The following is a 23,851-nucleotide window of genomic DNA, read 5'->3' as shown; positions in this document are numbered from 1 at the left end:
AGCCACAAAACAGGATGCGTCAGTGTTTGCGCTTCTTGCCGTGGCCGCGACGCCGGCCGCGTGACCCCGGTGCGTTGCCGGGCACGAGGCGCAGCGGGTGGTGGGCTCGGGTCAACTGTGGCAGGAGCGCGCCCAGCTCCTTCAGTCCGGCGACATCAGGATGCCCAGAGCTCAGCGCCGCCTCGATCACCTCCGTCGCGTCCTTCCCCGCCATCTCGGTGACCTCCTGAAGGACCGCCTCCGCTCCCCCGAGCTCAAGGAGGTTGAGCAGCCCTTCCGCCAGCAGCAACAGCTGTTCCCGATCGCTGAGGGACTCGGGCTGGAGGTCTTCACCGTCGAGGAGCGCGGTCAAGGCGATGGGTCCCAGGATCGGGTCGCCGCGCAGGCCACGGATGATCGACGGGCCGTCGGTCAGGGCTTCCGTCATGGTGCCGAGCATGGCCGTCGCACGCGTACGGAACGGGCAGTCCCGTACGCCCTGCAGCAGCGCCTCGACGTCCTGGCCCGGCACCGCCAGCCACCCGGCCACCTCGACGGCCGCCGCCTCCGGCGGGTAGTGCTGGGCGAGGAGGCCCAGCAGTGCGGCGGGCGGGGCGGTGGCCAGTTCGCCGATCAGCGGGGCGTCGCGGCCTTCGGCGAGCATGCGTCCCCGGGTGGCCCGCAGGCCCAGCGGCGTCAGCCGGGCCAGAAGGAGGTCAGGTTCGCGCAGGCGGGCCAGCAGCCGGGCGGCGGCCTCCGGATCCAGGGGCTGGTCTTCGTCATCGAGGTCGCTGGAGTACAGCTCGTCGGCCGCCCCACGGCTCAGCTCCACGGCACCGAGCGCGGCCAGCGCCTCGAGCGCGGCCACCAGATCCAGGTCTACCTGCCGCCGCCACACCTCCTCCCCCGACCTCTCGCCATCGACCAGGAAGTACTCCTTGCAGGCCAGCCACACCGACTCCTGGAGGCGGACTACCGGGATAGGGCTCGGCAGGCCGTACATCGAGTTCAGTACGTCCGGAAGGATCTCGTCGAAGGACTCGACGAGCATGGAGGCGGAGTCCCAGGAGGTCGGCGGCGCCCCGATCGTGCTGCCCAGCTCGAAGAACGCCTCGAACGCGCGTCTCCACAGGGTTTCGGGATCGCGCAGGATCGGCGCGGCCTTGGCCACCCGGAACAGCCGTCCCTTGCTCGTACGGATCAGCCGTGCCTTCTTCGCCCAGGCGAGCAGGAGGTTCAGCTGGAGCAGGTCGTCTTCCCCGGTTTCCAGCAGTGCCGCCAGCTCGCGGGCGTCGGGGCGCCGGGGAGCCCCAGCAGCGGTGAGCGGTCGCCCGTCCGCACCGGCCCACTCCGCCACGGCGGCGAGTCGCCGTACGAGAACGCTCCGAGCCGCCGCCTCGGCGAGCTCCGCCGCAGGTGGGAGGGCGATGGGCGGCTGGGCGTACGCGCGCTCCTCGTCCAGCTCCGGCTCGGCGAGCCGGGCCATCATCAACTGGTCGAGAACCTCGGCGTCGTACGGCACCCGCCCGGCGTCGATGTCCCGCTGGAACTTCTCCACAGCCCGGCGACTGTCGAGGTCGACACCTCTGTCGAGCGCAATTCGCGCCCAGAACTTCGCGACGCTCTGGCGGAGCGGATCGTCCAGCGCGGCGGCGTACTCGGCCGCGGTCACGACGTCCGACAGCTCCGCCACCGGGGCGCCGCGCGGGTCCCACAGACCGGACGCGTCAAGGTAGCGCAGGAGTGTCCGCAGGCTTTCCGGTGCCGCGTCGAGCACGTCCTGGGGAGCGACGACGTGGTGCGGCATCCATAGCAGCAGGAAGCGCCGCACCTGTTCGCGATCCCAAAAGGCCAGGCGGCCGTCGCGGCTGTGGTGGCGCGATTCGAGAGCCGCCGCCAGCACCACGCCGTCGGCCGGCAGACCGCGTTCGCCGGCCCAGGCGAGGCAGCGGCGGATCAGCAGGTCCGCGGCCGCCTCGAACTCCTCGGTCTCGTCAGGTTCGAAGAAGGTCCGTGTCATTGTCGTCTCAGGCTAGCCAGCCAGGAGCTCTGGCACCGGTCAAACAGTCACGGCGCCGTCCGAGGCGGACCCGACGGTCGCCGCGTACTTGGCCAGCACCCCCCGCTCGACCGGCCGCTCCGGCCGCACCCAGGCGTCCCGCCGCCGCCCCAGCTCCTCCTCCGGCACGCTCAGATCGAGCGTCCCCGCCGCGCTGTCGATGACCACCACGTCACCGTCGCGCACCAGCGCGAGAGGCCCGCCCACGTACGCCTCGGGCGCGACATGCCCGATGACCATTCCATGCGAGACCCCGCTGAACCGCCCGTCGGTGACCAGCGCCACCGAGTCCCCCAGCCCTGTCCCCACGAGCGCCCCAGTGATCGACAGCATCTCCCGCATCCCGGGCCCGCCGGCCGGGCCCTCATACCGGACGATGATCACGTCACCCGGCCGGATCCGCCCCTCCTGGATCGCCGCGAAACAGGCCTCCTCGCCGTCGAACACCCTGGCCGGCCCCTCACGCCGGAAATCCTCCTTGCCGCTGAGCTTCAGTACGCACCCGTCAGGAGCGAGCGTGCCACGCAGGATCGCCAGCGCCCCGCGCGCCTTGGCCGGGTGTTCCACGGTCGTCACCACCTGCTGCCCCGGCGTCTCCTCCGCCGCCGCGGCGACGTCGGCGTAGGTACGGCCGTCGACCAGCACGGCGTCCGGGCGCAGCAGGCCCGCCTCCAGCAGCCGCCGCGCCACCAGCGCCGTGCCGCCGGCGCGCCACAGGTCGGCGGCGGTGTGCGCGCCGCTGGGCATGAGCCGGGTGATGATCGGGACCTGCCGGCAGATGGCGCCGATCTCGTCGACGCGCAGCGGCAGCCCGGCCTCGCGGGCGATGGCGAGCAGGTGCAGTACGGCGTTCGTCGAGCCGCCCATGGCGGCCACCGAGACGATGGCGTTGTGCAGGGCGTCCTCGGTGAGGACGCGCGAGGGCCTGGCGTCGCGGGCGAGGGCGTCCATGACGATCTCGCCGACGCGCTCGGCCGCGGCGTTCTTGGTGTCGGCGACCGCCGGGATGTCACCGATGCCGAACGGGGCCAGGCCGAGGAAGTCGGCGACGCCCGCCATGGTGTTGGCGGTGTACTGGGCGGCGCAGGTGCCGGGGCCCGGACACGCGTACTTGGCCAGGTCGTCGACGTCGGCCTGGTCGAGCCGGCCGACCGCGCGCTCGCCGAGCGCCTCCCACATGTCCTGGATGGTGACGTCCCGGTCGCGCCAGCGGCCGGGCATCATGCTGCCGCTGTAGAGGACGACGGCGGGTACGTCCAGGCGGGCCAGCGCCATGATCGCCGCCGGTACGGTCTTGTCGCACCCGACCACGCACACCAGGGCGTCGAACCCGTGCGCCCGCCCCATCAGCTCGATCGAGTCGGCGATGATCTCGCGGCTCACCAGGGAGGCGCGCATGCCGGGGGTGCCCATGGTGAGGTTGTCGGAGACGGCGATCGTGTTGAACTCCATCGGCGTGCCACCCGCCCTGCGTACGCCGGTGGCGACGTGGGCGGCAAGCTCGCGGTGGGTGAGGTTGCAGGGCATCGTGCCGGTCCAGGTGGAGGCGATGCCGATCATCGGACGACGCATCTCCTCCTCCGACATTCCCATGGCGTACAGGTGAGAGCGGGCGGGCGCGCGGTCTGGATCATCGGCGATGCTCATGAAGCCACCCTACGAACAGGGGCGCCTCGGACGTTAGGCGGCATCGGCCCAGGGCAGTTCAGGGGCGAGATGGCAGACTCCCCGATGGACGCGAAGAGCGTCGCCGCAACGCTTCGTGAGCTGTCCGCCGTCATGCACGGCGCCGAGGACCTCGATATGGCGCTCCGTCACATCGCCGACATCGCCGCCGCCATGCCGGGGCGGCCCATGACGGGAGTGACCCTGCGCCAGGACGGGCGCGTACAGACCGTCGCCTCCTCCGCGGCCCACGTCAGGGTGTTCGACGAGATCCAGTACAGCGGCGGCCAGGGCCCCTGCCTCGACGCCATGGCGACCGGCGAGCCCGTCGTCGCCACCGATCTCGCCACCGAGACGCGTTGGAGCGGGTATCCGGCGCGGATGCTCGCTCACGGGGTCAGGAGCGTACATTCCGAGCCGTTGCGGGCCGAAGGCGTGTGGCTGGGCGCGCTGAACCTCTACTCCCGCCGACCCGGCGCCCTCGTCCACGAGGCCCGGCGGGCCGCCCGCGTGACCGCCGAGCACATCGGACTCCTCCTCGACGCGGCGCTGCGCTCGGCCCGCCAGCTCGAGCTGGCCACGCAGCTCCGCGAGGCCCTCGGCACGCGCGCGATCATCGACCAGGCGCTCGGCATCATCATGGGCGAGCACCACTGGACCGCCCACGACGCCTTCGACCTGCTGCGCCAGATCTCCCAGGAGCAGAACCGGAAGGTGCGCGAGGTGTCCTCCGATCTCATCCGGTCAGTGAGCGGACAGCCCCCGGAGAGCCTGCACTTCGACGATCCGCCGTAGGGCGGCCGCCCCTCATACTTCGAGTATTTCGAGCACGAGCTTGCCGGTCGTGCGGCCGGACTCGATGCGGCGGTGCGCCTCCGCGGCCTGCTCCAGCCGCAGCGACTCGACCTGCACCCGCAGCTCCCCGCTCGCGGCCGCGGCCACCGCCCGCTGCAGCGCCCGGCCCGCCTCCGCGGGGAAGGCGGCGGAGAACGCGGCCAGGTTGAACCCGGAGACCGTCTTGTTGGTGAACCACACCTCGTTGGCCGAGATCCCGACGTCCTCGGCGCCGGAGGCGTTGCCCATCACCACCATCCGGCCCATCGGCGCGAGCAGGTCCAGGCTGGTACGGCGGGCCGTACCTCCGACCATGTCCACCACGACGTCGAACCGACCGGCCTCGGCCACCTGCTCGCGCAGGACGACCTCGTCGTAGCCGAACGCCTTGGCTTTCTCGATCTTGGCGGGGCTGCCCACGGTGCCCACCACGCGGCCCGCGCCCAGCAACCGGGCGGCCTGGCCGAGCTGGCTGCCCACGCCTCCGGCGGCGGCGTGCACGAGCACGGTCTCCCCCGGTTCGATGCGGGCCACCCGGTCGAGCACGAGGAACGCGGTGGTGCTGTTGGACGGCAGCGCCGCCGCGACGCCCAGCCCAAGGTCATAGCCGTCCAGCGGGGACACCAGGTCGGCGGAGACCGTCACCACCTCGGCGTAGCCGCCGCTGTCGACGATCGTCAGCGCGGCGACCGGCTGGCCCACACGCAGTCCCTCGACGCCGGGGCCGAGCGCTCGGATACGGCCGGACACCTCGATGCCGGGCACGAACGGCAAAGGTACGTCCACCACGCCCTGCCGGTAGAGGATCTCGGCGAAGTTGGCGCCCGCGTAGGCCACGTCGATGGAGACCTGCCCCGGCCCGGGCTCGGGGATCTCGACCTCGTCGAGGCGGAGGACGTCAGCGCTGCCGAATTCGGGAATCGTGATTGCCTTCATGCCGTCCATCGTGCTTCGACGGCTGTCGACAAGGCAGTGTCAGCTCAACCTGGGTGTACCACCACCAGGCGCTCCACCTTCTCCTTGGTGTCGGTGTCGGGATGCGGCGTGTGCAGCACCACGTTGAGGTCCGCGCGATCCGGCAACCGGAACAGTGAGTACTCGAAGGTGAGGTCCCCGGCTTCGGGGTGAGTGATCGCCTTGATTCCCTGGGAGCGGGAACGGACATCCGGCCGCGCCCACAGCTCGGCGAACTCCGGACTGGCCGTACACAGCTCTTCGGCGATCCGCTCGAAGACCGGATCGTCTTGATACCGGACCGCACTGGCGCGGAAGTCGGCCACCATGTCCGGGGCGAACTCGTGCCATTCGGTGAACCTGCTGCGATAGGTCGGGTGGGTGAAGAACGCCACCATGCAGTTGCGGACGTCGTCGTCATAGCCGAACACCCACCTGGCGGCGTCGTTCATCGCCACCAGGTTGTAGTGCCGGTCCAGCACATGCGCCGGGTTGGGCATCCATGCGTCCAGCACGCCGCGGAGCTGGTCGCTCAACGGCTCGCCCGGCCGGCCCGCGGGGTCGGGCGGATTCAGCCCGGCGAGCACATACAGATGCGTGCGCTCCGCCTCGTCGAGCTTCAGCGTGCGGGCGACCGCGTCCAGCACGGCGTCCGAGACCTTGATGTCGCGGCCTTGCTCCAGCCAGGTGTACCAGGACACCCCGACACCGGCGAGCACGGCCACCTCTTCCCGGCGCAGTCCGGGAGTACGGCGGCGCCCTGCGGTAGGCATACCGACGTCCGCGGGTGTGAGGGCCTCCCGTTTGGCGCGCAGGAACTCTTTGAGCTGGCGGCGTTGGCTGGCAGTCACGAACTCACCCTAAACGCTGCCGGGAAAGCCCAGGTCGAGGCTTGACAAAATTAATTGTCGGTGAAATGCTGCAGGCATGGACAAGGTCACTTCCCAAGACGGCACCCAAATCGCTTATGACCGCATCGGCCAGGGTCCGGCGGTCATCCTCGTCGACGGCGCGCTCTGCCACCGCGCGGCCGGGCCGAACCCGGCATTAGCCAAGGAGCTGGCCCGTGGCTTCACCGTCTACACCTACGACCGCCGTGGCCGCGGCGCCAGCGGCGACACCGCGCCGTTCGCCCCCGAGCGCGAGATCGAGGACCTCGCCGCGCTGGTGGAGGTGGCGGGCGGCACCGCCTTCCTGTACGGCATCTCGTCGGGTGCGGCGCTGGCCATGGCGGCCGTCGAGAGCGGGCTGCCGGTGTCGAAGGTGGCCGTCTACGAGGCGCCGTTCGTGGTCGACGACACCCGGCCGCCCATCCCGGACGACTACGAGCGGCAGATCGACGAGATGGTGGCCACCGGCCGCCGCGGTCAGGCGGTCGGCTACTTCATGCGCGAGGGCGTCAACCTGCCCGGCGCGGTCGTCTTCATGATGCGCTTCATGCCCGCCTGGTCCGGCCTCAAGGCCGTCGTCCACACGCTGCCGTACGATGTCGCGTTCGTGGCCGAGTACGAGCACGGCAAGCCGCTCCCCGCCGCCCCCTGGGCCTCGGTCAAGATCCCGGCCCTGGTGATCGACGGCGGCAAGAGCCCGGCGTGGATGCGCAACGCCATGCGCGCCTGGGCCGACGTGCTGCCCAACGCCGAGCACCACACGCTCGACGGCCAGACGCACATCGTCAAGGCCACGGCCCTGGCGCCGGTTCTGGAAGGGTTCTTCCGATGAGATTCCGCGCCGTCGTCGAGCTGGGCGGCAAGACCGCCACGGGCATCGAGGTCCCCGCCGACGTGGTCGAGGGCCTCGGCGGGAGCAAGCGGCCCGCCGTCAACGTCACGATCAACGGGTACGGCTACCGCAGCACGGTCGCCTCCATGGGCGGCCGGTACATGCTGCCGATCAGCGCCGAGCACCGGCAGGGCGCGGGTGTGGCCGCCGGCGACGAGATAGAGGTCGCGCTGGAGCTCGACACCGCGCCTCGCGAGGTGACAGTGCCCACCGACCTGGCCGCGGCGCTTGACGGCGCCCCCGAGGCCAAGCGCTTCTTCGACGGGCTGTCGTACTCGCGCAGACTCCGCTATGTCCTCCAGGTCGAGGGCGCCAAGAAGGCCGAGACCAGGCAGCGGCGCATCGCGGACACCATCACCAGGCTCGCCAACGGTGAGGCCTGACCGCACTTTTGCGGGTGATGGGGCGTCTTTGCCGAGCGAGTGGGCATATGGGCGCCATGGCTGAGTTCCTGACCGACATCAAGACCATCCGTGAGCGCGCCCGCGTCGAGATCGGCAAGGGTCCGATCACCGACGCCTACGGTGCCGACCTGGAGCGTGTGATCCAGGTCTGCAACGAAGCCCTCGCCACCGAGCTCGTGTGCGTACTCCGCTACAAGCGGCACCACTACACCGCCTCCGGGCTGCAGTCGGAGTCCGTGGCGCAGGAGTTCCTGGAGCACGCGACTGAGGAGCAGGAGCACGCCGACAAGCTCGCGTCCAGGATCGTGCAGCTCGGCGGCGCACCCGACTTCAACCCCGACACGCTGACCTCCCGCGCCCACTCCCAGTACGACGAGAGCCGCGGGCTGATCGACATGATCAAGGAAGACCTGGTCGCCGAACGGATCGCGGTGGCCAGCTATACCGAGATCATCCAGTGGCTGGGCGACAAGGACATCACGACCCGCCGCGTGTTCGAGGAGCTCCTCGCCAAGGAGGAGGAGCACGCCGACGACATGCAGAGTCTGCTCGAACGCATCCCCTCCACCGCATGAGAGGTGATCAGGCGGCCGTCACCACTTCACGGGCAGCGAGACGAGGCCCGATGTCAGGGAGTCGGCGCGCAGCCGGAGCTCCTCGACGGGAACCGCCAGCCGCATCCCCGGAAAACGCGGGATGAGCTGGGCGAACACCGCCTGCAACTCGATCCGGGCGAGCGGTGCCCCGATGCAGTAGCGAGCGCCGTACCCGAAGGAGACGTGACCCGCCGCCTGCCTGGTGACGTCGAACCGCTCCGGGTCCGCGAACACCTTCTCGTCGTGGTTGGCCATGCCGATGTGCAGCAGGACCAGCTCGCCGGCCTTGACCATGGCATCGCCGACCGCCAGATCGACGCGGGCGTATCGGGGGATGCCGCCGGTCCCGTTCACCATGGGCGTCCGCATGATCTCTTCGATCGCCCCGGTGAGCAGGTCGGGCTCGGCCAGGAGGGCCTCCCACTGCCCGGAGTTGGCCAGCAGGAACAGCGCGCCCATGCCGATCTGCACGACCGTGGTCTCGTGCCCGGCGAACAGCAGGTTCATGGCCCGCATCGCGATCTCGTCCTCGTCCGTGTCGGGCAGCTCGAGGAGCCGGGTGATCACGTCGTCGCCCGGTTCGTGGCGCTTGAGCTCGACCATCCTCTTGCCGTACTCGTACAGGTCGGTCAGCCCCTGCATCGAGCGGGCGTGGTCGGCGGTGTTGCCCGCCGCCTCCGACCAGGCGCGGAACTGGCCGCGATCCTCGTACGGCACGCCGAGCAGCTCGCAGATGACCAGGATCGGCAGCGGCAGCGCCAGCGCCTGGTGGAGATCGGCCGGTGAGCCCTGGCGCTCCAGCTCGTCGAGCAGTTGGGTGGTCAGTTCCTCCACGCGAGGGCGGAACGCCCGCATGCGTTTCGGCGTGAAGTGCGGCTGGAGCAGCGACCGCATCCTGGTGTGGTCCTCGCGCTCGGTGTCGAAGTCGCCCATCGGGCCGCCGAACAGCGCGGACTCGCCGATGCGCGCGGCCTTCTCCGGCTGGGGGTGCGAGCGGCCGAGCCGGTCGTCGTCGAGCAGGCGGCGCACCTCCTCATAGCCGGTCACCAGCCAGGCATCGTCGCCCGTCTGCGTGTGAACGCGATGCACCGGCCCCTCGGCCTGGAGCCCGCGCAGCAGCGGGGCCGGCCGGAGTAGCTCGGGCTGGTCGAAGGGAAGCTTGTTTACTGGCATGTGTACAACGGTATTTGTAGACTTGAGAGTAAACAAGAGGAGCGCGCATGGAAACCGTCCGGCGGATGCCCCGAGCCGAGCGCCGGGAGCAGATTCTCGACGCCGCGACGCGCGCCTTCGCGGGCAGCGGCTACACGGCCACCGGCCTCGACGACGTGGCCGCCGAGGCCGGCGTGAGCCGGGTGATCCTCTACCGGCACTTCGAGTCGAAGACCGATCTCTATCGGGCGGTGCTCGACCGGGCATGCGCGCATCTCACCCAGCGGGTGGGGGACGCGGACTTCACCGACCAGACGATCCCGGCGCTCATGCGGGCGGCCGAGGCGGACCCCGACGGGTTCAGGCTGCTGTTCCGGTACGCGGCCCGCGAGCCGGAGTTCCGTGACCTCGTCGACGACTTCTCCAGGGAGTCCGTCAGGATCGCCCGCGAGCATCTGGCCGCCAGGATCGCCGACCGGCAGTGGGCGGATTGGGCGGCGCGGCTGGTGTTCGCGGTGGCCATCGAGGGGGTCATCGCGTGGCTGGACGCCGGACGGCCCGATCCCGGCACGGCCGCCGAGCGCGTCTCCCGGGCCATCCACGGCGTCATCGAAGCGGCCTCCTGAGCGGAAACAGCGAGGAAACCACCGCTGCGTTACACCTGCTCCGTATGACGTACCGAACATCACTCACGGCACTGGCGCTGGCGCTGGCGGGGCTGGTGGCGCATCCTTTCGCGGCAGGCGCCACCGCCGGCCCGAGCTCCAGCGTGTCGTCCGTTCAGTGGAAATCCTGCCCGGCCTACTCCGATGAGGTGATCCGCAGCCTGGGCGTGGCAGAGGAGCGGGTTCCGGACTTCCGTACCCTGATGAAGCGCCTGGAGTGCGGGACGGTCAGCGTCCCGCTGAACCACCGCGACCCCGGCGGACGGAAGATCGACATCGCGGTGACCCGGCTGGCCGCCACGGACAAGGCTCACCGGCTCGGTGCCACCGCCGTCCTGCCGGGAGGGCCGGGCGGCAGCGGATACCTGGACCCGGTCCTGCGGATCGTGCTCAGGAACGAGGAGATGGCCAAGCTCAACGAGCGATACGACATCATCGGCCTCGACCCGCGCGGGGTGGGCTACAGCACCAAGGTCGCCTGCCCCATCTCGCCAGGAGGCCCGCCGGAGCCGGGCACGCTGACCGAGGAGGCGGCCAGGAAGATATACGACGCCCAGATCGCCGCCAACCAGAAGTGCGGGAACTCCGACCCCGCCTTCCTCGGACAGCTCACCACCGACAACGTGGCCAAGGACCTGGACCTGGTGCGGACCGCACTGAGTGAGCGCAAGCTCAACCTGCTCGGCCTCTCCTGGGGCACCTATCTGGGCATGGTGTACCGCAGCCTGTTCCCCCAGCACACCGGACGGGCCTTCCTGGACAGCACGGCGCCGCCGTGGACCCGGTTCGACAAGCACATCGAGGACAGCGCGGCGGCGGCCGAGCGTGACTTCGGGCGCATGGCCGCATGGCTGGCCCGCCGCGATGAGGTCTACGGTCTCGGTGCCACCGCCCGGCAGGTGCGCGAGGAGGTGGCGAAACTGGTCCGCACGTACGACGAGAGCCCCAAGACCTACACCGACCTGCAGCGGCCCATCGACGGCTCGACCGTCGCCGATCTGGCCAGGCGCAACTCGACCGAGTGGGCGCGGGCGGGCAAGGCGCTGGCCGAACTGCGGACGGCGACGGGCACCACCGCCCCGCCCACCGTCAAGGAGTTGTTGGGCGCTCCGATGGGGGCGCCCGTGCCCGGCGCGCCCGAAATGCAGAACATGACCATGAACTTGGCGGTCGCCTGCAACGAGGACAGCAGCCGGCCCGGTTTCGACACCGCCTGGCGTGCCTACCAGCAGCTCGTGCGGCGCCTTCCGGCGACCGGCCGGGCCTGGGGGCTGGTTTCCCTGTGTTCCGGCTGGCCGCTGCCGGTGCAGGAGGCCACGTTGAAGCGGGGCGGCGGGTCGCTGGTGCTGGCGGGGCATCTGTACGAGTTCATGTCCGTCTACGACTGGACGCTGCAGACGCGGCGCGCCATCGGCGGCACCGTCTACACGGTCGCCGACGACGTGCACGTGTCCACCACCCGGATACCTGAGTGCGCCGCCGACGTGGTGCGTTACTTCGAGACGGGCCGGATCGACAGAGGCTGCGCGGGCAGCGCGACCCCGAGCTGACCACGGGCCTCCGGGCCCGGCGACTGCCGGGCCCGATGCCTCTCTAAGCGAAGGCCTTCGCCAGCCAGCCCTGCCAGGACTGCTCCAGCGCCTGCCCGTCGATGTCGGTGTAGGCGTGGTGCTCGACCACGACCGTGCCCTGACCGTGGATGAACATGTAGAGCCCGTCGCCGGTCCGCACCCCGATGAACGCTCCGGGATTCGTGACCCACTCGACCACGCCTTCCTCCGGCGCGACCCCGTCGAGCGTGATCGTGACCCGGTCGCCCGCGGCGATGCCGCCGGTCAGGCCGAGCACGTTCTGGAAGGCGGCCCACGCCTGAGCGTGCGACGCCCGCGGGCCCCAGAGCATGAGGTTGTGCGTCGAGATCCGGCCGCGGAAGTGCTTGAGGTAGGCGGCCAGCTTGTTGAGGTATTGGAGGTCGCCGATCTTCAGCGCGTCGTACTCGGACTCCCAGTCGTCGCCGAGGAAGCCGTTGTGCACGAAGCGGAGCACCGTGCTGCCGCGCTCGCGGCCTTCGATGAGGTATTCGAAGGCCATGAACGTGCCGTCTTCGGGGTTCTCGTCGCCGCGGTAGGCGAGCCGCTTGCCCGGCTCCCACGCGGTGACGGTCGAGCCCATGGTGAAGTCGCCGCCGAAGGTCTGCGTGCCTCTGCCGCCCTCGCGGGGCTCCAGTTCGCTATGGCCCATGAACCAGGAGTCGATGCCCGGCCCTTCGGCGATCGCCTGCCAGACCTCCTCGGGTGAGGCGTCCAGCTCGATCTCGTGACTTACCTCGAACTCGTGCGGCATGACCGGCTCCTCGGTGGATGTCCTTTCGGTGTTATCGACCCTTCCACCGACAATAAGACTTGTCAAGCACTCCATAATTGTCGGCAGGGTCGCCCGTGCGGGCGACCGGACTCACTCTTGAGAGGGAGGGCGAGGATCGCCCGTCACGGCGATCCCATTCGAGTGGCGAACTCCGAGGATTGGCTGCATATCCCCCGCCTCCGAGGAGAACCGACCATGAAGAATCGCACCGCGCTCATCGCCGCCCCGCTGCTCGTCCTGGCCTACGGCGTGCTCAGAATCGTCGACGGTCTCGACGGCGTCCGCGGTCCCGGCGTGGCCTGGACCGTCGGACACCTAGCCTTTCTTGGTGCTTTGACGCTATTCGTCCCGATATTTTGGGAAATGCGGAGCATGCTGGGGCGGTCGGCGCTCGCCACCACGGCCCTAATCGGGGGCGTCGTCGGGATCGGCTGCGCGGCCGCCCAGTTCACGATCGACATCGTCATCGGCTTCCTGGCGGCCGACCATGACGCGATGAGCTCGATGTTCACGCAGGTACAGGCGGTGCCGGGCGTGTCGGTGGTCGTCTACAGCGTGGGCCCGATCCTGTTCTACGTCGCCCAGCTCGCCTTCGCCGGCCTGCTCGCCGGGCACCGGATGGTCAAGTTCTGGGTGCCGGTCGCGGTGCTGGCCGAGATCGTGCTATCGGCGGTCAACAAGGACCTCATCCCGGTGGGCGCGGTCCTGCTGTTCGTCTCGTTCCTGCCGCTGATGAGCCGCCGCACGCCGGCGCTGCGGCGCGTCCCCGCTCACGCCTGAGAGCCCTCCGGTAAAAGTGCGGAAAGATGAGGCACTGTGTCCGACTTGTCGCTTATTGACATCCTGCGGCGAAGGATCCGGGCGCTCCCTCACCTCTGGGTGGACGGCGCGCTCACCGCGGTGATCCTGATCGCCCAGCTCTGGCCGCTGCTGTCCGATAACGGGCAGGATGGCCAACCCTGGGACTTGTGGGGGTACCTGGTGGTGATCCTCGCGTCGCTGCCGCTGATCTGGCGGCGGCGGGCGCCGATCACCGTACTGATCACCAGTCTGTGCACGGGCGCCCTCTACGATCTCGCCGACCACGTCGCGCGCCAGCCCATCTGGTACGGCGGGCTGGTCGCGCTCTACACGGTCGCCGCCTACTCCGGCACCTGGCAGCGGATCACCGTGTTCGCCATGACCATCGCCGGTGGCCTGCTCCTGGTCGGCTCGTCGGAGACCGCGCTGCGCGGGACCGTGCTGTTCGTCGCCGCGTACGCCATCGGCAGGGCCTCGGCCACCTCCCGCGCCCACGCCGCCGCGCTGGAGGAACGGGCCGAACGGCTGGAAAGGGAGCGACAAGTGGAAGCGGAACGCGCCGCCGAGCACGAGCGCGCCAGGATCGCCCGCGACATGCACGACATCCTCGCCCACGCGGTCAGCCTCATGGTCGTCCAGGCGGAGGCGGGGCCCGTGGTGGTCAGGAGCAACCCGGCCCGGGCGGAGGCCGCCTTCGACGCGATCGCCGCGGCGGGGCGGGACGCGATGATGCAGCTCCGCCGGATGCTGGGCGTGCTGAAGGACGAGGAGGCGCCGCGCGCGCCCCAGCCCACCATCGACGACCTGCCCGCCCTGGCGGACCAGGTCTCGCATACGGGGCTTCGGGTGGGGTTCGCCTCGGCCGGCCGGCCGCGTCCGGTCTCGCCCGACTGCGCCGTCGCCGCGTACCGGGTCACGCAGGAAGCGCTCACCAACATCGTCAAGCACGCCGGCGCGAACCACGCGGACATCCGGCTCACCTGGGAGGACGACACCTTGCTGCTCGACATCACCGACGACGGCCGGGGGCGCGCGATCGACGGGCCCGGACTGCCTTCGGGCGGGCACGGGCTGATCGGCATCCGGGAGCGCGCCGCCGCCTGCGGTGGCACCGCCGTGGCCGGTCGCCGCACGGACGGGCCGGGCTTCCAGGTGTCGGTACGACTCCCGCTGGCCCAGGCATGACCGGCCGGACCGTTGTCGGCCCAACCGCCGGCGGCGGCCTGGACGCGTCCCCGAGCATCCGGGTCGTGGTCGCCGACGATCAGGAGCTGGTCCGGGGCGGATTCGCGATGATCCTCGACGCCCAGCCGGACATCGACGTGGTCGCCGAGGCGGCCGACGGGGTCCAGGCGATCGCCGCGGTCCGCGAGCACGAGGCGGACGTGCTGCTGCTCGACATCCGCATGCCCAGGATGGACGGCATCGAGGCCGCCAAGATCGTGTGCGCGGAGACGGGCTGCCGGGTGCTCATGCTCACCACGTTCGACCACGACGACTACATCTATGACGCGCTGCGGGCGGGCGCCAGCGGGTTCCTGCTCAAGGATGTGCGCCGTGATGACCTGGTCAACGCCGTACGGGTGGTCGCGGAGGGGGAATCGCTGCTGGCGCCGACGGTGACCAGGAGGTTGATCTCCGAGTTCACCTCCCGGCCGACCGCCCGGCCCACCGGCGCGCTGGACGTACTGACTGCCAGAGAACGCGAGACGCTGCAGCTCATCGCACGCGGGCTGTCGAACGCGGAGATCGCGCAGGCCATGGTGGTCAGCGAGCACACCGTGAAGACACACGTCAGCAATCTGCTCGCCAAGCTCGGGCTACGCGACAGGGTGCAGGCGGTGATTACCGCCTACGAATCGGGCCTCACGGTGCCGGGTGCGTAATACGTGGCCGGACGGGGTAGGCGGGGACGTATTCGACCGACGAATCGGGAACGGCCCTAACAGTGGATGAAACACCCTTCCAGGTGATGCAATGGGCCGACCCGCTATCACCGAGGAGGCCCGTTGAGAGACAACCTCGACCTCGCCGCGAGCGCCCAGCAGCTGGCCGACGCCGCACCGGCGGGCTCGCTGGACCGCGCGGCGGCCGCGTCCGTGGCCATCACGCTGGCCACCACACGCGACGTCTTCCAGGCAAGGCAGACACTCGACGGACTCGCGCCGCAGGACGTACGCCAAGCGGCGCTGACGCTCTTCGAGGAGCTCTCGGCGAGCTGACCCGACCGACCCCCATGCCGACGCCGCACCCAGCGGGGACGCGCGGCCTCTTAAGCGCGCCGTCTTACGAGATGGCCGCTGGCGAAATGCCGAGACGAGCCCGTACGGCCCTGCGCGCCCATGTGACGGCCTGGCGGTCGCCGTGCAGTTGCAAGGTGTGGTTCAGCGACATGACCAGGCCGTGCAGCTCGAACACGAGCTGTTCGGCATCGACGCCGCCCGGCAGGTCCCCGGCGGCCACGGCCCGCCGCGTCTCCTTGAGCAGCCGCGCCCGCCAGGTGTCGAACCGGGCCTCCACCGCGTCACGTACCGCCCCCGCGCGCCCGTCGAACTCGTGGGCCGCGGCGACGAAGAAGCAGCCGCCGGGAAAGACCCCGCGCTCCAGGTAGGAGATCCACGCCTCGCAGAGCGCCCGCAGCCGCGGCATTCCGGGCTCGATCCGGACGACGGGCTCCCAGACCTCCGCGCGGAAGACCTCGCCCGCCCGGTCCAGCACCGCCAGTTGCAACGCCTCTTTCGAGCCGAAGTGCCCGAGCACACCGGACTTGCTCATGCCGAGCTCGGTCGCGAGGCGGCCGATGGTCAGCCCTTCCAGCCCCTCGACGGAGGCGATGCCGACCGAGCGGTCGAGAATGGTGGAGCGGGTGCCGAGGGCCTCTGCCACGGATCTGCGCGGGCTCATCGAGCCATTTTAGCGTCCGAACGGTCGGTTGCTATAGTCCGGCCCATGAACGGATCACGCATCGTCGCCACCGGCCACTACCAACCCGCCAAAGTGCTGACGAACGACGACCTCGCCGCCATGGTCGACACCTCCGACGAGTGGATCGCCAAGCGGGTCGGGATCCGTACCAGGCACATGGCCGGGCCGGAGGAGGGCGTGACCGAGCTGGCCGGGCACGCGGCGGCCAAGGCGCTGGCGGGCAGCGGGCTCGACGCGTCCGACATCGACCTCGTGCTCGTGGCCACCTGCACCCAGACCGAGCGGGCCCCGAACATCGCCTCCCGCGTCGCGGCCAAGCTCGGCGTGCCGGACGCGGCCGTCATGGACCTGGGCGTCTCGTGCTCCGGCTTCACCCACGCGCTGGCCATGGCAGACCACACGATCAAGGCCGGGGCCGCCACTCACGCGCTGGTCGTCGGCGCGGACAAGATGACGGCCGTGACCGACTGGACCGACCGTACGACGTGCGTACTGACCGGCGACGGCGCCGGGGCGGCGGTGCTGAGCGCGGCGGCGGAGCCGGAGATCGGGCCCGTCGTCTGGGGCTCGGCCCCCGAATTAGGCAGTGCGGTGCGGATCGGCGGCACGCCCACCCGGTTCGCCCAGGACGGCCAGACCGTCTACCGCTGGGCCACCACGCGGCTGCCGGACATCGCCCGGCGCGCGTGCGAGCGTGGCGGCGTCAAGCCGGAGGAACTGGCGGCCGTGGTGCTGCACCAGGCGAACCTGCGGATCATCGAGCCGATCGCGCAGAAGCTCGGCGCGGTCAACGCGATCGTGGCCCGTGACGTGGTCGAATCGGGCAACACCTCGGCCGCGAGCGTCCCGCTGGCGCTGTCGAAGCTGCTGGAGCGGGGTGAGGTGCGGCGGGGGGCGCCGATGCTGCTCTTCGGGTTCGGCGGGAACCTGTCGTACGCGGGCATGATCGTCCGTTGTCCCTAGTTCGGCTCAACAGGCATGCTCAGGCGTGGTGGGTGGCCAGGACGGCGCGCATGTCGGAGATGGCGCGCCATGTGCCGCGGACCGTGCCCGTCACCTTGGAGCGGCCGGCGCGCGGCAGGTAGTCGACCTCCGTCTCCGAGATCCGCCAGCCCGCGGCGGCGGCCCGCAGCACCATCTCCAGCGGGTAGCCGAACCGGCGGTCCGTCAGCCCCAGCTCGACGAGCGCCGCGCGGCGGCAGGCCCGCATCGGTCCGAGGTCGGTCAGCGGCACGCCGGAGCCGCGCCGCAGCCGCCGGGCCAGCACCGCGTTCCCCAGCCGGGCGTGCGCGGGCCAGGCGCCACCCACAGCGAGGCGGCGGCCCAGCGCCAGGTCGCTTGCGCCCGACGCGACCGGTTCGACGACGCGCGGGAGTTGGCGCGGGTCCAGGGAGGCGTCGGCGTCCATGAAGCAGACCAGCTCGGCCGTGGCCGCCAGCAGCCCGGTGTGGCAGGCCGCGCCGAACCCGCGCAGCGGCTCCCATACGACCAGCGCCCCGTACGCGGCGGCCACCCGCTCCGAGCCGTCCGTGGAGCCGTTGTCCACGACGATCGGGCGGTAGCCGTCGGGCATGCGTTCCAGCACCCATGGCAGGGCGGCGGCCTCGTTCAGGCAGGGCAGCACGACATCGATCATGCCTCCGAGGCTAGAGCCGAAGCCTCCGGCCGGCTCTTACAGAGTCGTGAACAACCATCTTCTAGTTGACATGCAAGTATCGGCTTGCCTATGGTGCGGCGTGTGGGTGACGTCTTCAAGGCCTTGGCTGATTCCACGCGCCGGACGATCCTCGACGAGCTGACCGACCGCGACGGACAGACGCTCTTTGAGATCTGCGCCCGGCTGGCTACCAAGCATGGGCTCGGTTCGTCGCGGCAGGCGGTCTCGCAGCATCTCGACGTTCTCGAGGCGGCCGGCCTGGTCGAGACCAGGCGCGAGGGCCGGTACAAGTTCCACTACATCAACACCAGCCCGCTCGAACCGATCATCGAGCGGTGGCTCACCAAGCCCGAGAAGAGGGAACCGGCATGAGGATCAACCTGGCGAGCGTGCTCGTTGACGACCAGGAGAAGGCGCTGCGCTTCTACACCGAGGTGCTGGGGTTCGTGAAGAAGCACGACGTCCCGCTCGGCGAGGACCGGTGGCTGACCGTGGTGTCCCCGCAGGACCCGGACGGCACCGAGCTGGTGCTCGAACCCAGCAGCCACCCGGCGGTGCAGCCGTTCAAGGAGGCGCTGGTCGCCGACGGCATCCCCTACACCTCGTTCGCCGTCGACGACGTGAAGTCCGAGTACGAGCGGCTCCGCGGCCTCGGCGTGCGCTTCACCCAGGAGCCCGCCGACATGGGACCGGTGACCACCGCCGTGCTCGACGACACCTGCGGCAACCTGATCCAGATCGCCCACCAGGCCGGCTAAGCCTTCGGTCTGTTCACGGGGTGCTTACAGAGTCGCGAACTCCTTGATGCCGTCGCCGAACCCGATCTCCGCCGCGAACCCCAGCTCCGCCGCCGCCCTCGCGGGAGAGGCGACGATGTGGCGGACGTCGCCCAGCCGGTACTCGCCGGTGGTGACCGGCTCCGGACCGCCGGTCTGTTCGGCCAGCGCCGTGGCCAGGTCGCCGACCGTGCGGGGGATGCCGCTGGCGATGTTGTACGGCGTGAGCGCCCCGGCGGTGCCCGCGTCCAGGGCGAGGACGTTGGCCCGGGCCACGTCGCGGACGTGTACGAAGTCCCGCCGCTGCCCTCCGTCCTCGAAGACCCGCGGCGCCCGGCCGGCCACCAGGGCCGACAGGAAGATCGAGGCGACCCCCGCGTAGGGCGTGTCCCTGGGCATCCGGGGGCCGTAGACGTTGTGGTAACGGAGCGCGACGGCGGTGCCGCCGGTCTCGCGGGCCCAGTTGGCCGACAGGTGTTCCTGGGCCAGCTTGGTCGTGGCGTAGGCGTTGCGCGGGTCGAGCGGGGCGTCCTCGGCGATGACCGCGGGGGCCAGTACGGCGTCGCACGTGGGGCAGCGGGGGTCGAACAGGCCGCCCGCCAGGTCCGATGAGCGCCGGGGGCCGGGGCGTACCCGGCCGTGGGCCAGGCAGTCGTAGGCGCCCTCGCCGTACACGACCATCGACGAGGCCAGCACCAGCCGGCCGACGCCGTGCCGGGCCATCGCCGCCAGGAGCACCGCGGTGCCGTACACGTTGACGGAGGCGTAGCCGGGCAGGTCGGCCACGTTCACGCCGAGCCCGACCTTGGCGGCCTGGTGGACGACGGCGTCGGTGCCGGGCAGCAGCCGGTTGAGCGCGACCTCGTCGCGGACGTCCACGCCGGTGCGCACGTCGGCGGGGACGACCTCGTGGCCGAGGCGGTCGACCGCCTCGGCGATGTGACTCCCGATGAACCCGGCCGAGCCGGTGAGCAGCACGCGCATGAGGCGATCCAACACCCGGATTCCTCCTGCGGATCTTACGGAGCAGGAACAGCGCCGTACCGTAGGGGGCGAGGCTTGGAGGGTGGATGCGGATCGGGATCCTGGGGCCGCTCCAGGTTGCGGGGGCCGCGGTCGGCGGTGCGCGGGTGCGGGGGCTGCTGGTACGGCTGGCGCTCGATCCCGGGCGGGTGGTGACGACCGACCGGTTGATCGACGACCTGTGGCCGGGCGAGCCGCCCGAGCATCCGATGGCCGCGTTGCAGTCGCTGGTGTCCAGGGCGCGCCGGGAGGCCCCTGGCCTGATCTCCTCCCATCCGAACGGCTACCTGCTCGACGTCCCGGCCGATGAGGTGGACGCGTGGGCTTTCGAGCGGCTGGCCCGCGCGGGCGACGCGCACGCGGCGCTGGCGCTCTGGCGCGGCCCGGCGCTGGCCGGCGTCGATCTGCCCTTCGCCGAGGCCCCGGCCGCGCGGCTGGAGGAGCTGCGGCTGGCGGCGCTGGCGACCAGGATCGCGGCGGACCTCGCCGCGGGCGGCAACGTCATCGGGGGCGGAATCGCAGGCGGCGAGGTCGTGGGCGGCGACGTTGTGGCCGAGTTGGAGGAGCTGGTCGCCGAGCACCGGCTGCGCGAGCCGTTCCACGCGCTGCTGATGCGGGCCATGGTGGCGAACGGGCGGCGGGGAGAGGCGCTGGAGGTCTTCGAGCGGATCAGGGCGGAGCTGGCGGACGAGCTGGGCGTCGATCCGGGAGCCGAGCTGCGCGAGGCGCACCTCGCGGCGCTGCGTGACGAGGAGCCGGCGCCGCGGACCAATCTGCCCGCCCGGCTGACCAGCTTCGTCGGGCGGAACGACGACGTCTCCCGCATCCGGACGCTGACGGGCGCCCGGCTGATCACCCTCGTGGGGCCCGGCGGGGCGGGGAAGACCCGGCTGGCCGTCGAGGCCGCCGCGACGCTGCGCGTGCCCGACGGGGTGTGGCTGGTCGAGCTGGCCCCGGCCGCCGGGGTGCGGGCCGCGCTGGAAGCCGTGCTCAAGACGTCCGATCTGGTCAAAGCGCTGCGCGGCACGTCACCCGTGATCGTGCTGGACAACTGCGAGCACCTGATCGACGAGGCCGCGCGGGTGGCGCAGTGGCTGCTGGGCGAGGTGGCCGGGCTGCGGATCATCGCCACCAGCAGGGAGCCGCTGAACATCCCCGGCGAGTCCCTGCACCCCGTGCTCCCGTTACCGGAGGAGCCCGCCGTGGAGCTGCTCCGCGACCGGGCCGCCGCGGCCCGCCCCGACCTGGTGCTGGCGCCGGCCGAGGCGGCGCGGATCTGCCGCGAGCTCGACGGCATCCCGCTGGCCATCGAGCTGGCCGCCGCGCGGCTGCGCACGATGTCGGTGTCCATGCTGGTCGAGCAGCTCGGCGATCGGCTGGCCTTCCGCGGCAGCCGTACCTCCGAGCCCAGGCACCGCACGCTCCGCGCGGTCATCGACTGGAGCTGGAACCTGCTGTCGGAGGAGGAGCGGGAGCTGCTGCGCGGGCTGTCGGTGTTCTCCGGCGGCGCGACGGCCGAGGCGATCGCCCGGATCTGCGGCGGTGACCTGGAGCTGCTCTCCTCGCTGGTCGACAAGTCGCTGATCGCGGTCTCCGGCGACCGCTACACGATGCTGGAGACGATCAGGCAGTACGTCACGGGCGACTTCCCGGAGGTCAGGCAGGCCCACGCCCGCTACTACGCCGAACTGGCCGAGGCCGCCGAGCCGCACCTGCGGACGGGCGAGCAGGTCAAGTGGCTGGCGGTGCTCGACGCCGAGCAGGGCAATCTGGACGCGGCGCTCCGGCACTCCGACGACCCGCTCCGGGTCATCCTGCCCAGGCTGTGGCCGTGGATGATGCGCGGGCGACGGCACGAGATCGCCGCGCACGCGACCGCCGTGCTGCGCCGGGTCGGTGACGTGGCGCCCGAGGGGCGGGAGCTGGCCCACGGGCTCTGCATGATGGCCGCCATGGGTGCCGAGCCGACCCGGGCGGTCCTGGAGTCGGACCATCCGGCGGCGCTGCACTCGTGGGCGATGGTCGTCGCGCTGGGCCCGCCCCGCGACGTGGTGGCCATCACGGAGGCGGGCGCCGCGCGGCTGCGCGATCATCCCGACACCTGGACCAGGTCGACGGCGCTGCTGGTGGCGGGCATCGTGCGGTTCGAGTACGGGGCGGTCGCGGGCGCCGAGTCCCTGCTGGAGCCGGCGCTCGACGGCCTGCGCCGGACCGGCGACCGCTGGGGACAGTGGACCGCCTACTTCTGGCTGTCGCTGGCCGCCGAGAACCGCGGTGACTTCGCCCGCGCGCTGGTCCTGGCCAAGGAGCCGGAGCCGATCGCGGCGGAGCTCGCCGCGCTGGGGGCGCCGCTCGGGCCGATGATGTTCCTGCTGCGGCTCGGCCAGCTCATGATGCGCTCGGGCGACCACGCCGGCGCCGCCACCGCCCTGGAGCGGGCCTGGCAGGCGGCGTTGCGCTCCGAAGACCCGCTGACCATCGCCCGGGTGACGCACGCCAGAGCCGAGCTGGCCAGGCGCTCCGGCGATCGGGGCGAGGCGGCCCGGCTGCTGCGCAGCGCCCTGGCGATGAACATCGACGCTCCTCCCCAGTTCAGGGCGTTCATGAACGTCGAGCTGGCCCGCGTGGCCGAGCCGGCCGAGCCGTTGCGCAGGGCGTTGGAGCTCATGGTCACCTGCGAGGACAGGACCGCCCGCGCGACCGTGCTCGAAGGCGTGGCCGAGCACCGCGAGCCTCTGACGGCCGCCGAGCTGCTGGGGGCGGCCAGGCTGCTCCGCGGGATCACCGAGTCGGCCGATCCGTTCGTGGTCGCGCTGGCCGGGCGGTGCCGGGCGGCACTGGGCGAGGAGCGCTATGAGGAGGCCCTGGTCAGGGGCGCGTCGATGCCGAACCCGGAGAGGTACGCGCTGAGCCCGCTCTCGTCCCCGTGATAGCCGATGTAGCCGTCGGGGCGGACCAGGATGACGCCTTCCTGCCCGTCCAGCGGCGGCAGGACCCTGATCGCGTCGCCGTACTCCCGGCCCGTGGCGCCGAGCAGCAGGAAGTGCGTGCCGCGCTGCTCGGCGAAGAGCGTCCCCAGACGCTCGCCGCCCCGCTCGCCCATGGAGAGGGCGCTGCCGAGGTAGGCCAGGTCGAGCTGGTTGGTGTTGTCGCCGCGCTCGATGTCGCGCTCCCGGTGCAGCCGGGTGCTGAGACCCAGCACGTGCGCGGCCACCGCCATCCGCTCGTCCTCGTAGGTGTCGATCAGCGCCGCCGAGCCGATGGCGAGCTTCCAGCCCAGGTTGTAGGCGTCCTGGACCCCGGTGTTGAGCCCCTGGCCACCGGCGGGCGAGTGCACGTGCGCGGCGTCCCCGGCCAGGAACACCCGGCCCACGCGGAACCGCTCGGCCATCCGGACGTTGGCCCGGTAGTCCGAGCGCCACAGGATCTCGTCGAGGTGGACGTGCGGGGCGTGCCTGGCGACGAGCGCGCGCAGGTCGTCCTCGCCCGTGTACGGCGCGACGAGCTGGAAGACGTCGGTGTGCGGCAGCGGGCAGAGGCCGAAGTACATGACCTGCTCCTCCATGGAGCCCCAGATGTGCCAGAAGTCGCGGTCCAGGTCGCCGGTCTTGACGTCGGCCAGCAGCATGCGCTCACTCTCGTACGTCTCCCCCGCGAAGCCGACGCCAAGCTGCTTGCGAATGGTGCTGCGGCCACCGTCGGCGCCGACGAGGTAAGCGCAGCGGACGGTCTCGCCGCCACTGAGCGTGGCGGTCACGCCTTGCTCGTCCTGCTCGAAGCCGGTCACCTCGCTGCCGAACTCGACCCGATGGCCCAGCTCCGCGAGCCGGTCGCGCAGGATCCGCTCGGTGCGCCACTGCGGCTGCATGATCAGGTTCGGGTACGGGATGCCCGGCGACGGCTCCTTGGGCTCGTCCATCCGGCCTTCCCAGACGATCTGGTCGCCCTTGTAGCTCCTGATGCCCGGGTAGCCGCTCCCGGTGGCGAGGATCTCGTCGATGACGCCGAGGTCGTCGAAGACCTCCAGCGTGCGGGGCTGCAGCCCTTTGCCGCGCACTCCCGTGGGGGGCTCGGCCGACCTCTCGACGATGCGCCGGTCCACGCCGCGGCGGGCGAGCTCGATGGCCAGGGTCAGTCCTGTCGGCCCGGAGCCGACGATGAGTACGTGTGTCATGCCGACCACGATGCGCGCGGCCGCTGCCAGATCTCTGTCAG

The 23,851-nt window shown here is 71.1% G+C and carries 24 protein-coding genes; 14 read left to right on the top strand and 10 right to left on the bottom strand.

The annotated features are described in order from the left end of the window. Nucleotides 1-19: 19 nt before the first annotated feature. Together KLK06_RS55340 and KLK06_RS55335 are read right to left on the bottom strand one after the other, a co-directional pair. On the bottom strand, nucleotides 20-1,999 hold the full coding sequence (locus KLK06_RS55340; protein ID WP_214643941.1) for a hypothetical protein: 1,980 nt from the start codon (nucleotides 1,997-1,999) through the stop codon (nucleotides 20-22). A gap of 39 nt (nucleotides 2,000-2,038) precedes the next feature. Continuing rightward, complete coding sequence (locus KLK06_RS55335) at nucleotides 2,039-3,685, bottom strand: dihydroxy-acid dehydratase (protein ID WP_214643940.1); 1,647 nt, start codon at nucleotides 3,683-3,685, stop codon at nucleotides 2,039-2,041. Nucleotides 3,686-3,754: 69 nt separating this feature from the next. Here KLK06_RS55335 and KLK06_RS55330 point away from each other — a divergent pair, with 69 nt between their 5' ends. After that, the gene (locus KLK06_RS55330; protein ID WP_214643939.1) at nucleotides 3,755-4,498 is read left to right on the top strand and encodes a GAF and ANTAR domain-containing protein; all 744 of its coding nucleotides are present in this window, start codon (nucleotides 3,755-3,757) and stop codon (nucleotides 4,496-4,498) included. Nucleotides 4,499-4,510: 12 nt separating this feature from the next. Here the strand turns inward: KLK06_RS55330 and KLK06_RS55325 are convergent, their stop codons facing one another. Together KLK06_RS55325 and KLK06_RS55320 are read right to left on the bottom strand one after the other, a co-directional pair. Then, nucleotides 4,511-5,473, bottom strand: a complete 963-nt coding sequence (locus KLK06_RS55325) for a zinc-binding dehydrogenase (RefSeq protein WP_214643938.1) — start codon at nucleotides 5,471-5,473, stop codon at nucleotides 4,511-4,513. Between the two features lie 44 nt (nucleotides 5,474-5,517). Next, entirely contained in the window at nucleotides 5,518-6,342 is an 825-nt protein-coding gene (locus KLK06_RS55320; protein ID WP_214643937.1) for a helix-turn-helix transcriptional regulator, read from the bottom strand. Between the two features lie 76 nt (nucleotides 6,343-6,418). On the opposite strand from KLK06_RS55320, the gene KLK06_RS55315 reads away from it, so the two are divergent. Genes KLK06_RS55315 through KLK06_RS55305 form a run of 3 tightly spaced genes read left to right on the top strand, consistent with a single transcriptional unit; the run spans nucleotide 6,419 to nucleotide 8,252 of the window. Then, on the top strand, nucleotides 6,419-7,213 hold the full coding sequence (locus KLK06_RS55315; RefSeq protein WP_214643936.1) for an alpha/beta fold hydrolase: 795 nt from the start codon (nucleotides 6,419-6,421) through the stop codon (nucleotides 7,211-7,213). Further along, nucleotides 7,210-7,656, top strand: a complete 447-nt coding sequence (locus tag KLK06_RS55310) for a YdeI/OmpD-associated family protein (protein WP_214643935.1) — start codon at nucleotides 7,210-7,212, stop codon at nucleotides 7,654-7,656. Before KLK06_RS55315 ends, KLK06_RS55310 begins: the two co-directional genes overlap by 4 nt. Nucleotides 7,657-7,712: 56 nt before the next feature. Next, a complete protein-coding gene (locus tag KLK06_RS55305) occupies nucleotides 7,713-8,252 on the top strand; it encodes a bacterioferritin (protein ID WP_214643934.1) in 540 nt (179 codons plus the stop codon). Nucleotides 8,253-8,270: 18 nt separating this feature from the next. On the opposite strand, the gene KLK06_RS55300 is transcribed toward KLK06_RS55305, so the two are convergent. Further along, entirely contained in the window at nucleotides 8,271-9,446 is a 1,176-nt protein-coding gene (locus KLK06_RS55300) for a cytochrome P450 (RefSeq protein ID WP_214643933.1), read from the bottom strand. A 47-nt stretch (nucleotides 9,447-9,493) separates the two neighbouring features. Here KLK06_RS55300 and KLK06_RS55295 point away from each other — a divergent pair, with 47 nt between their 5' ends. Together KLK06_RS55295 and KLK06_RS55290 are read left to right on the top strand one after the other, a co-directional pair. Further along, the gene (locus KLK06_RS55295) at nucleotides 9,494-10,051 is read left to right on the top strand and encodes a TetR/AcrR family transcriptional regulator (protein WP_214643932.1); all 558 of its coding nucleotides are present in this window, start codon (nucleotides 9,494-9,496) and stop codon (nucleotides 10,049-10,051) included. Between the two features lie 44 nt (nucleotides 10,052-10,095). Then, nucleotides 10,096-11,640, top strand: a complete 1,545-nt coding sequence (locus tag KLK06_RS55290; RefSeq protein WP_214643931.1) for an alpha/beta fold hydrolase — start codon at nucleotides 10,096-10,098, stop codon at nucleotides 11,638-11,640. Between the two features lie 43 nt (nucleotides 11,641-11,683). On the opposite strand, the gene KLK06_RS55285 is transcribed toward KLK06_RS55290, so the two are convergent. Beyond that, nucleotides 11,684-12,433, bottom strand: coding sequence for an SRPBCC domain-containing protein (locus KLK06_RS55285; protein ID WP_214643930.1), 750 nt, complete (start codon nucleotides 12,431-12,433; stop codon nucleotides 11,684-11,686). Nucleotides 12,434-12,649: 216 nt separating this feature from the next. On the opposite strand from KLK06_RS55285, the gene KLK06_RS55280 reads away from it, so the two are divergent. The 4 genes from KLK06_RS55280 to KLK06_RS55265 all read left to right on the top strand — a co-directional run bounded on the left by KLK06_RS55280 (nucleotide 12,650) and on the right by KLK06_RS55265 (nucleotide 15,477). Continuing rightward, on the top strand, nucleotides 12,650-13,234 hold the full coding sequence (locus tag KLK06_RS55280) for a hypothetical protein (protein ID WP_214643929.1): 585 nt from the start codon (nucleotides 12,650-12,652) through the stop codon (nucleotides 13,232-13,234). A 36-nt stretch (nucleotides 13,235-13,270) separates the two neighbouring features. Continuing rightward, on the top strand, nucleotides 13,271-14,440 hold the full coding sequence (locus KLK06_RS55275) for a histidine kinase (protein WP_214643928.1): 1,170 nt from the start codon (nucleotides 13,271-13,273) through the stop codon (nucleotides 14,438-14,440). Continuing rightward, on the top strand, nucleotides 14,437-15,141 hold the full coding sequence (locus tag KLK06_RS55270) for a response regulator transcription factor (protein WP_214643927.1): 705 nt from the start codon (nucleotides 14,437-14,439) through the stop codon (nucleotides 15,139-15,141). Before KLK06_RS55275 ends, KLK06_RS55270 begins: the two co-directional genes overlap by 4 nt. 123 nt (nucleotides 15,142-15,264) lie before the next feature. Next, complete coding sequence (locus tag KLK06_RS55265) at nucleotides 15,265-15,477, top strand: hypothetical protein (RefSeq protein WP_214643926.1); 213 nt, start codon at nucleotides 15,265-15,267, stop codon at nucleotides 15,475-15,477. A gap of 64 nt (nucleotides 15,478-15,541) precedes the next feature. Here KLK06_RS55265 and KLK06_RS55260 read toward each other — a convergent pair whose 3' ends face one another. Next, nucleotides 15,542-16,159 carry a TetR/AcrR family transcriptional regulator gene (locus tag KLK06_RS55260; RefSeq protein WP_214643925.1) on the bottom strand — a complete coding sequence of 206 codons (618 nt, stop codon included), beginning with the start codon at nucleotides 16,157-16,159 and terminating at the stop codon, nucleotides 15,542-15,544. Nucleotides 16,160-16,204: 45 nt separating this feature from the next. Between KLK06_RS55260 and KLK06_RS55255 the strand changes: the two genes are divergently transcribed. Continuing rightward, nucleotides 16,205-17,143: a beta-ketoacyl-ACP synthase III gene (locus tag KLK06_RS55255; RefSeq protein WP_214643924.1), complete on the top strand. Its 939-nt coding sequence runs from the start codon at nucleotides 16,205-16,207 to the stop codon at nucleotides 17,141-17,143. 19 nt (nucleotides 17,144-17,162) lie between these two features. Here the strand turns inward: KLK06_RS55255 and KLK06_RS55250 are convergent, their stop codons facing one another. Beyond that, the gene (locus KLK06_RS55250; RefSeq protein WP_214643923.1) at nucleotides 17,163-17,816 is read right to left on the bottom strand and encodes a glycosyltransferase family 2 protein; all 654 of its coding nucleotides are present in this window, start codon (nucleotides 17,814-17,816) and stop codon (nucleotides 17,163-17,165) included. A 90-nt stretch (nucleotides 17,817-17,906) separates the two neighbouring features. On the opposite strand from KLK06_RS55250, the gene KLK06_RS55245 reads away from it, so the two are divergent. Beyond that, the gene (locus KLK06_RS55245; protein WP_214643922.1) at nucleotides 17,907-18,209 is read left to right on the top strand and encodes a metalloregulator ArsR/SmtB family transcription factor; all 303 of its coding nucleotides are present in this window, start codon (nucleotides 17,907-17,909) and stop codon (nucleotides 18,207-18,209) included. Beyond that, entirely contained in the window at nucleotides 18,206-18,595 is a 390-nt protein-coding gene (locus KLK06_RS55240) for a VOC family protein (RefSeq protein ID WP_214643921.1), read from the top strand. The genes KLK06_RS55245 and KLK06_RS55240 overlap by 4 nt, the downstream gene beginning before the upstream one ends. Nucleotides 18,596-18,619: 24 nt before the next feature. Here KLK06_RS55240 and KLK06_RS55235 read toward each other — a convergent pair whose 3' ends face one another. Then, a complete protein-coding gene (locus tag KLK06_RS55235) occupies nucleotides 18,620-19,597 on the bottom strand; it encodes an NAD-dependent epimerase/dehydratase family protein (protein ID WP_214643984.1) in 978 nt (325 codons plus the stop codon). Between the two features lie 86 nt (nucleotides 19,598-19,683). On the opposite strand from KLK06_RS55235, the gene KLK06_RS55230 reads away from it, so the two are divergent. After that, the gene (locus tag KLK06_RS55230) at nucleotides 19,684-22,566 is read left to right on the top strand and encodes a BTAD domain-containing putative transcriptional regulator (protein WP_214643920.1); all 2,883 of its coding nucleotides are present in this window, start codon (nucleotides 19,684-19,686) and stop codon (nucleotides 22,564-22,566) included. Here the strand turns inward: KLK06_RS55230 and KLK06_RS55225 are convergent. Next, nucleotides 22,488-23,810: an FAD-dependent monooxygenase gene (locus tag KLK06_RS55225; RefSeq protein WP_214643919.1), complete on the bottom strand. Its 1,323-nt coding sequence runs from the start codon at nucleotides 23,808-23,810 to the stop codon at nucleotides 22,488-22,490. The two genes, KLK06_RS55230 and KLK06_RS55225, sit on opposite strands and share 79 nt — an antisense overlap. Nucleotides 23,811-23,851: the final 41 nt, after the last annotated feature.

Source organism: Nonomuraea sp. NEAU-A123, assembly GCF_018603905.1.
Lineage (GTDB): Bacteria > Actinomycetota > Actinomycetes > Streptosporangiales > Streptosporangiaceae > Nonomuraea.
This window is presented reverse-complemented; position numbering and strand designations above follow the sequence as displayed.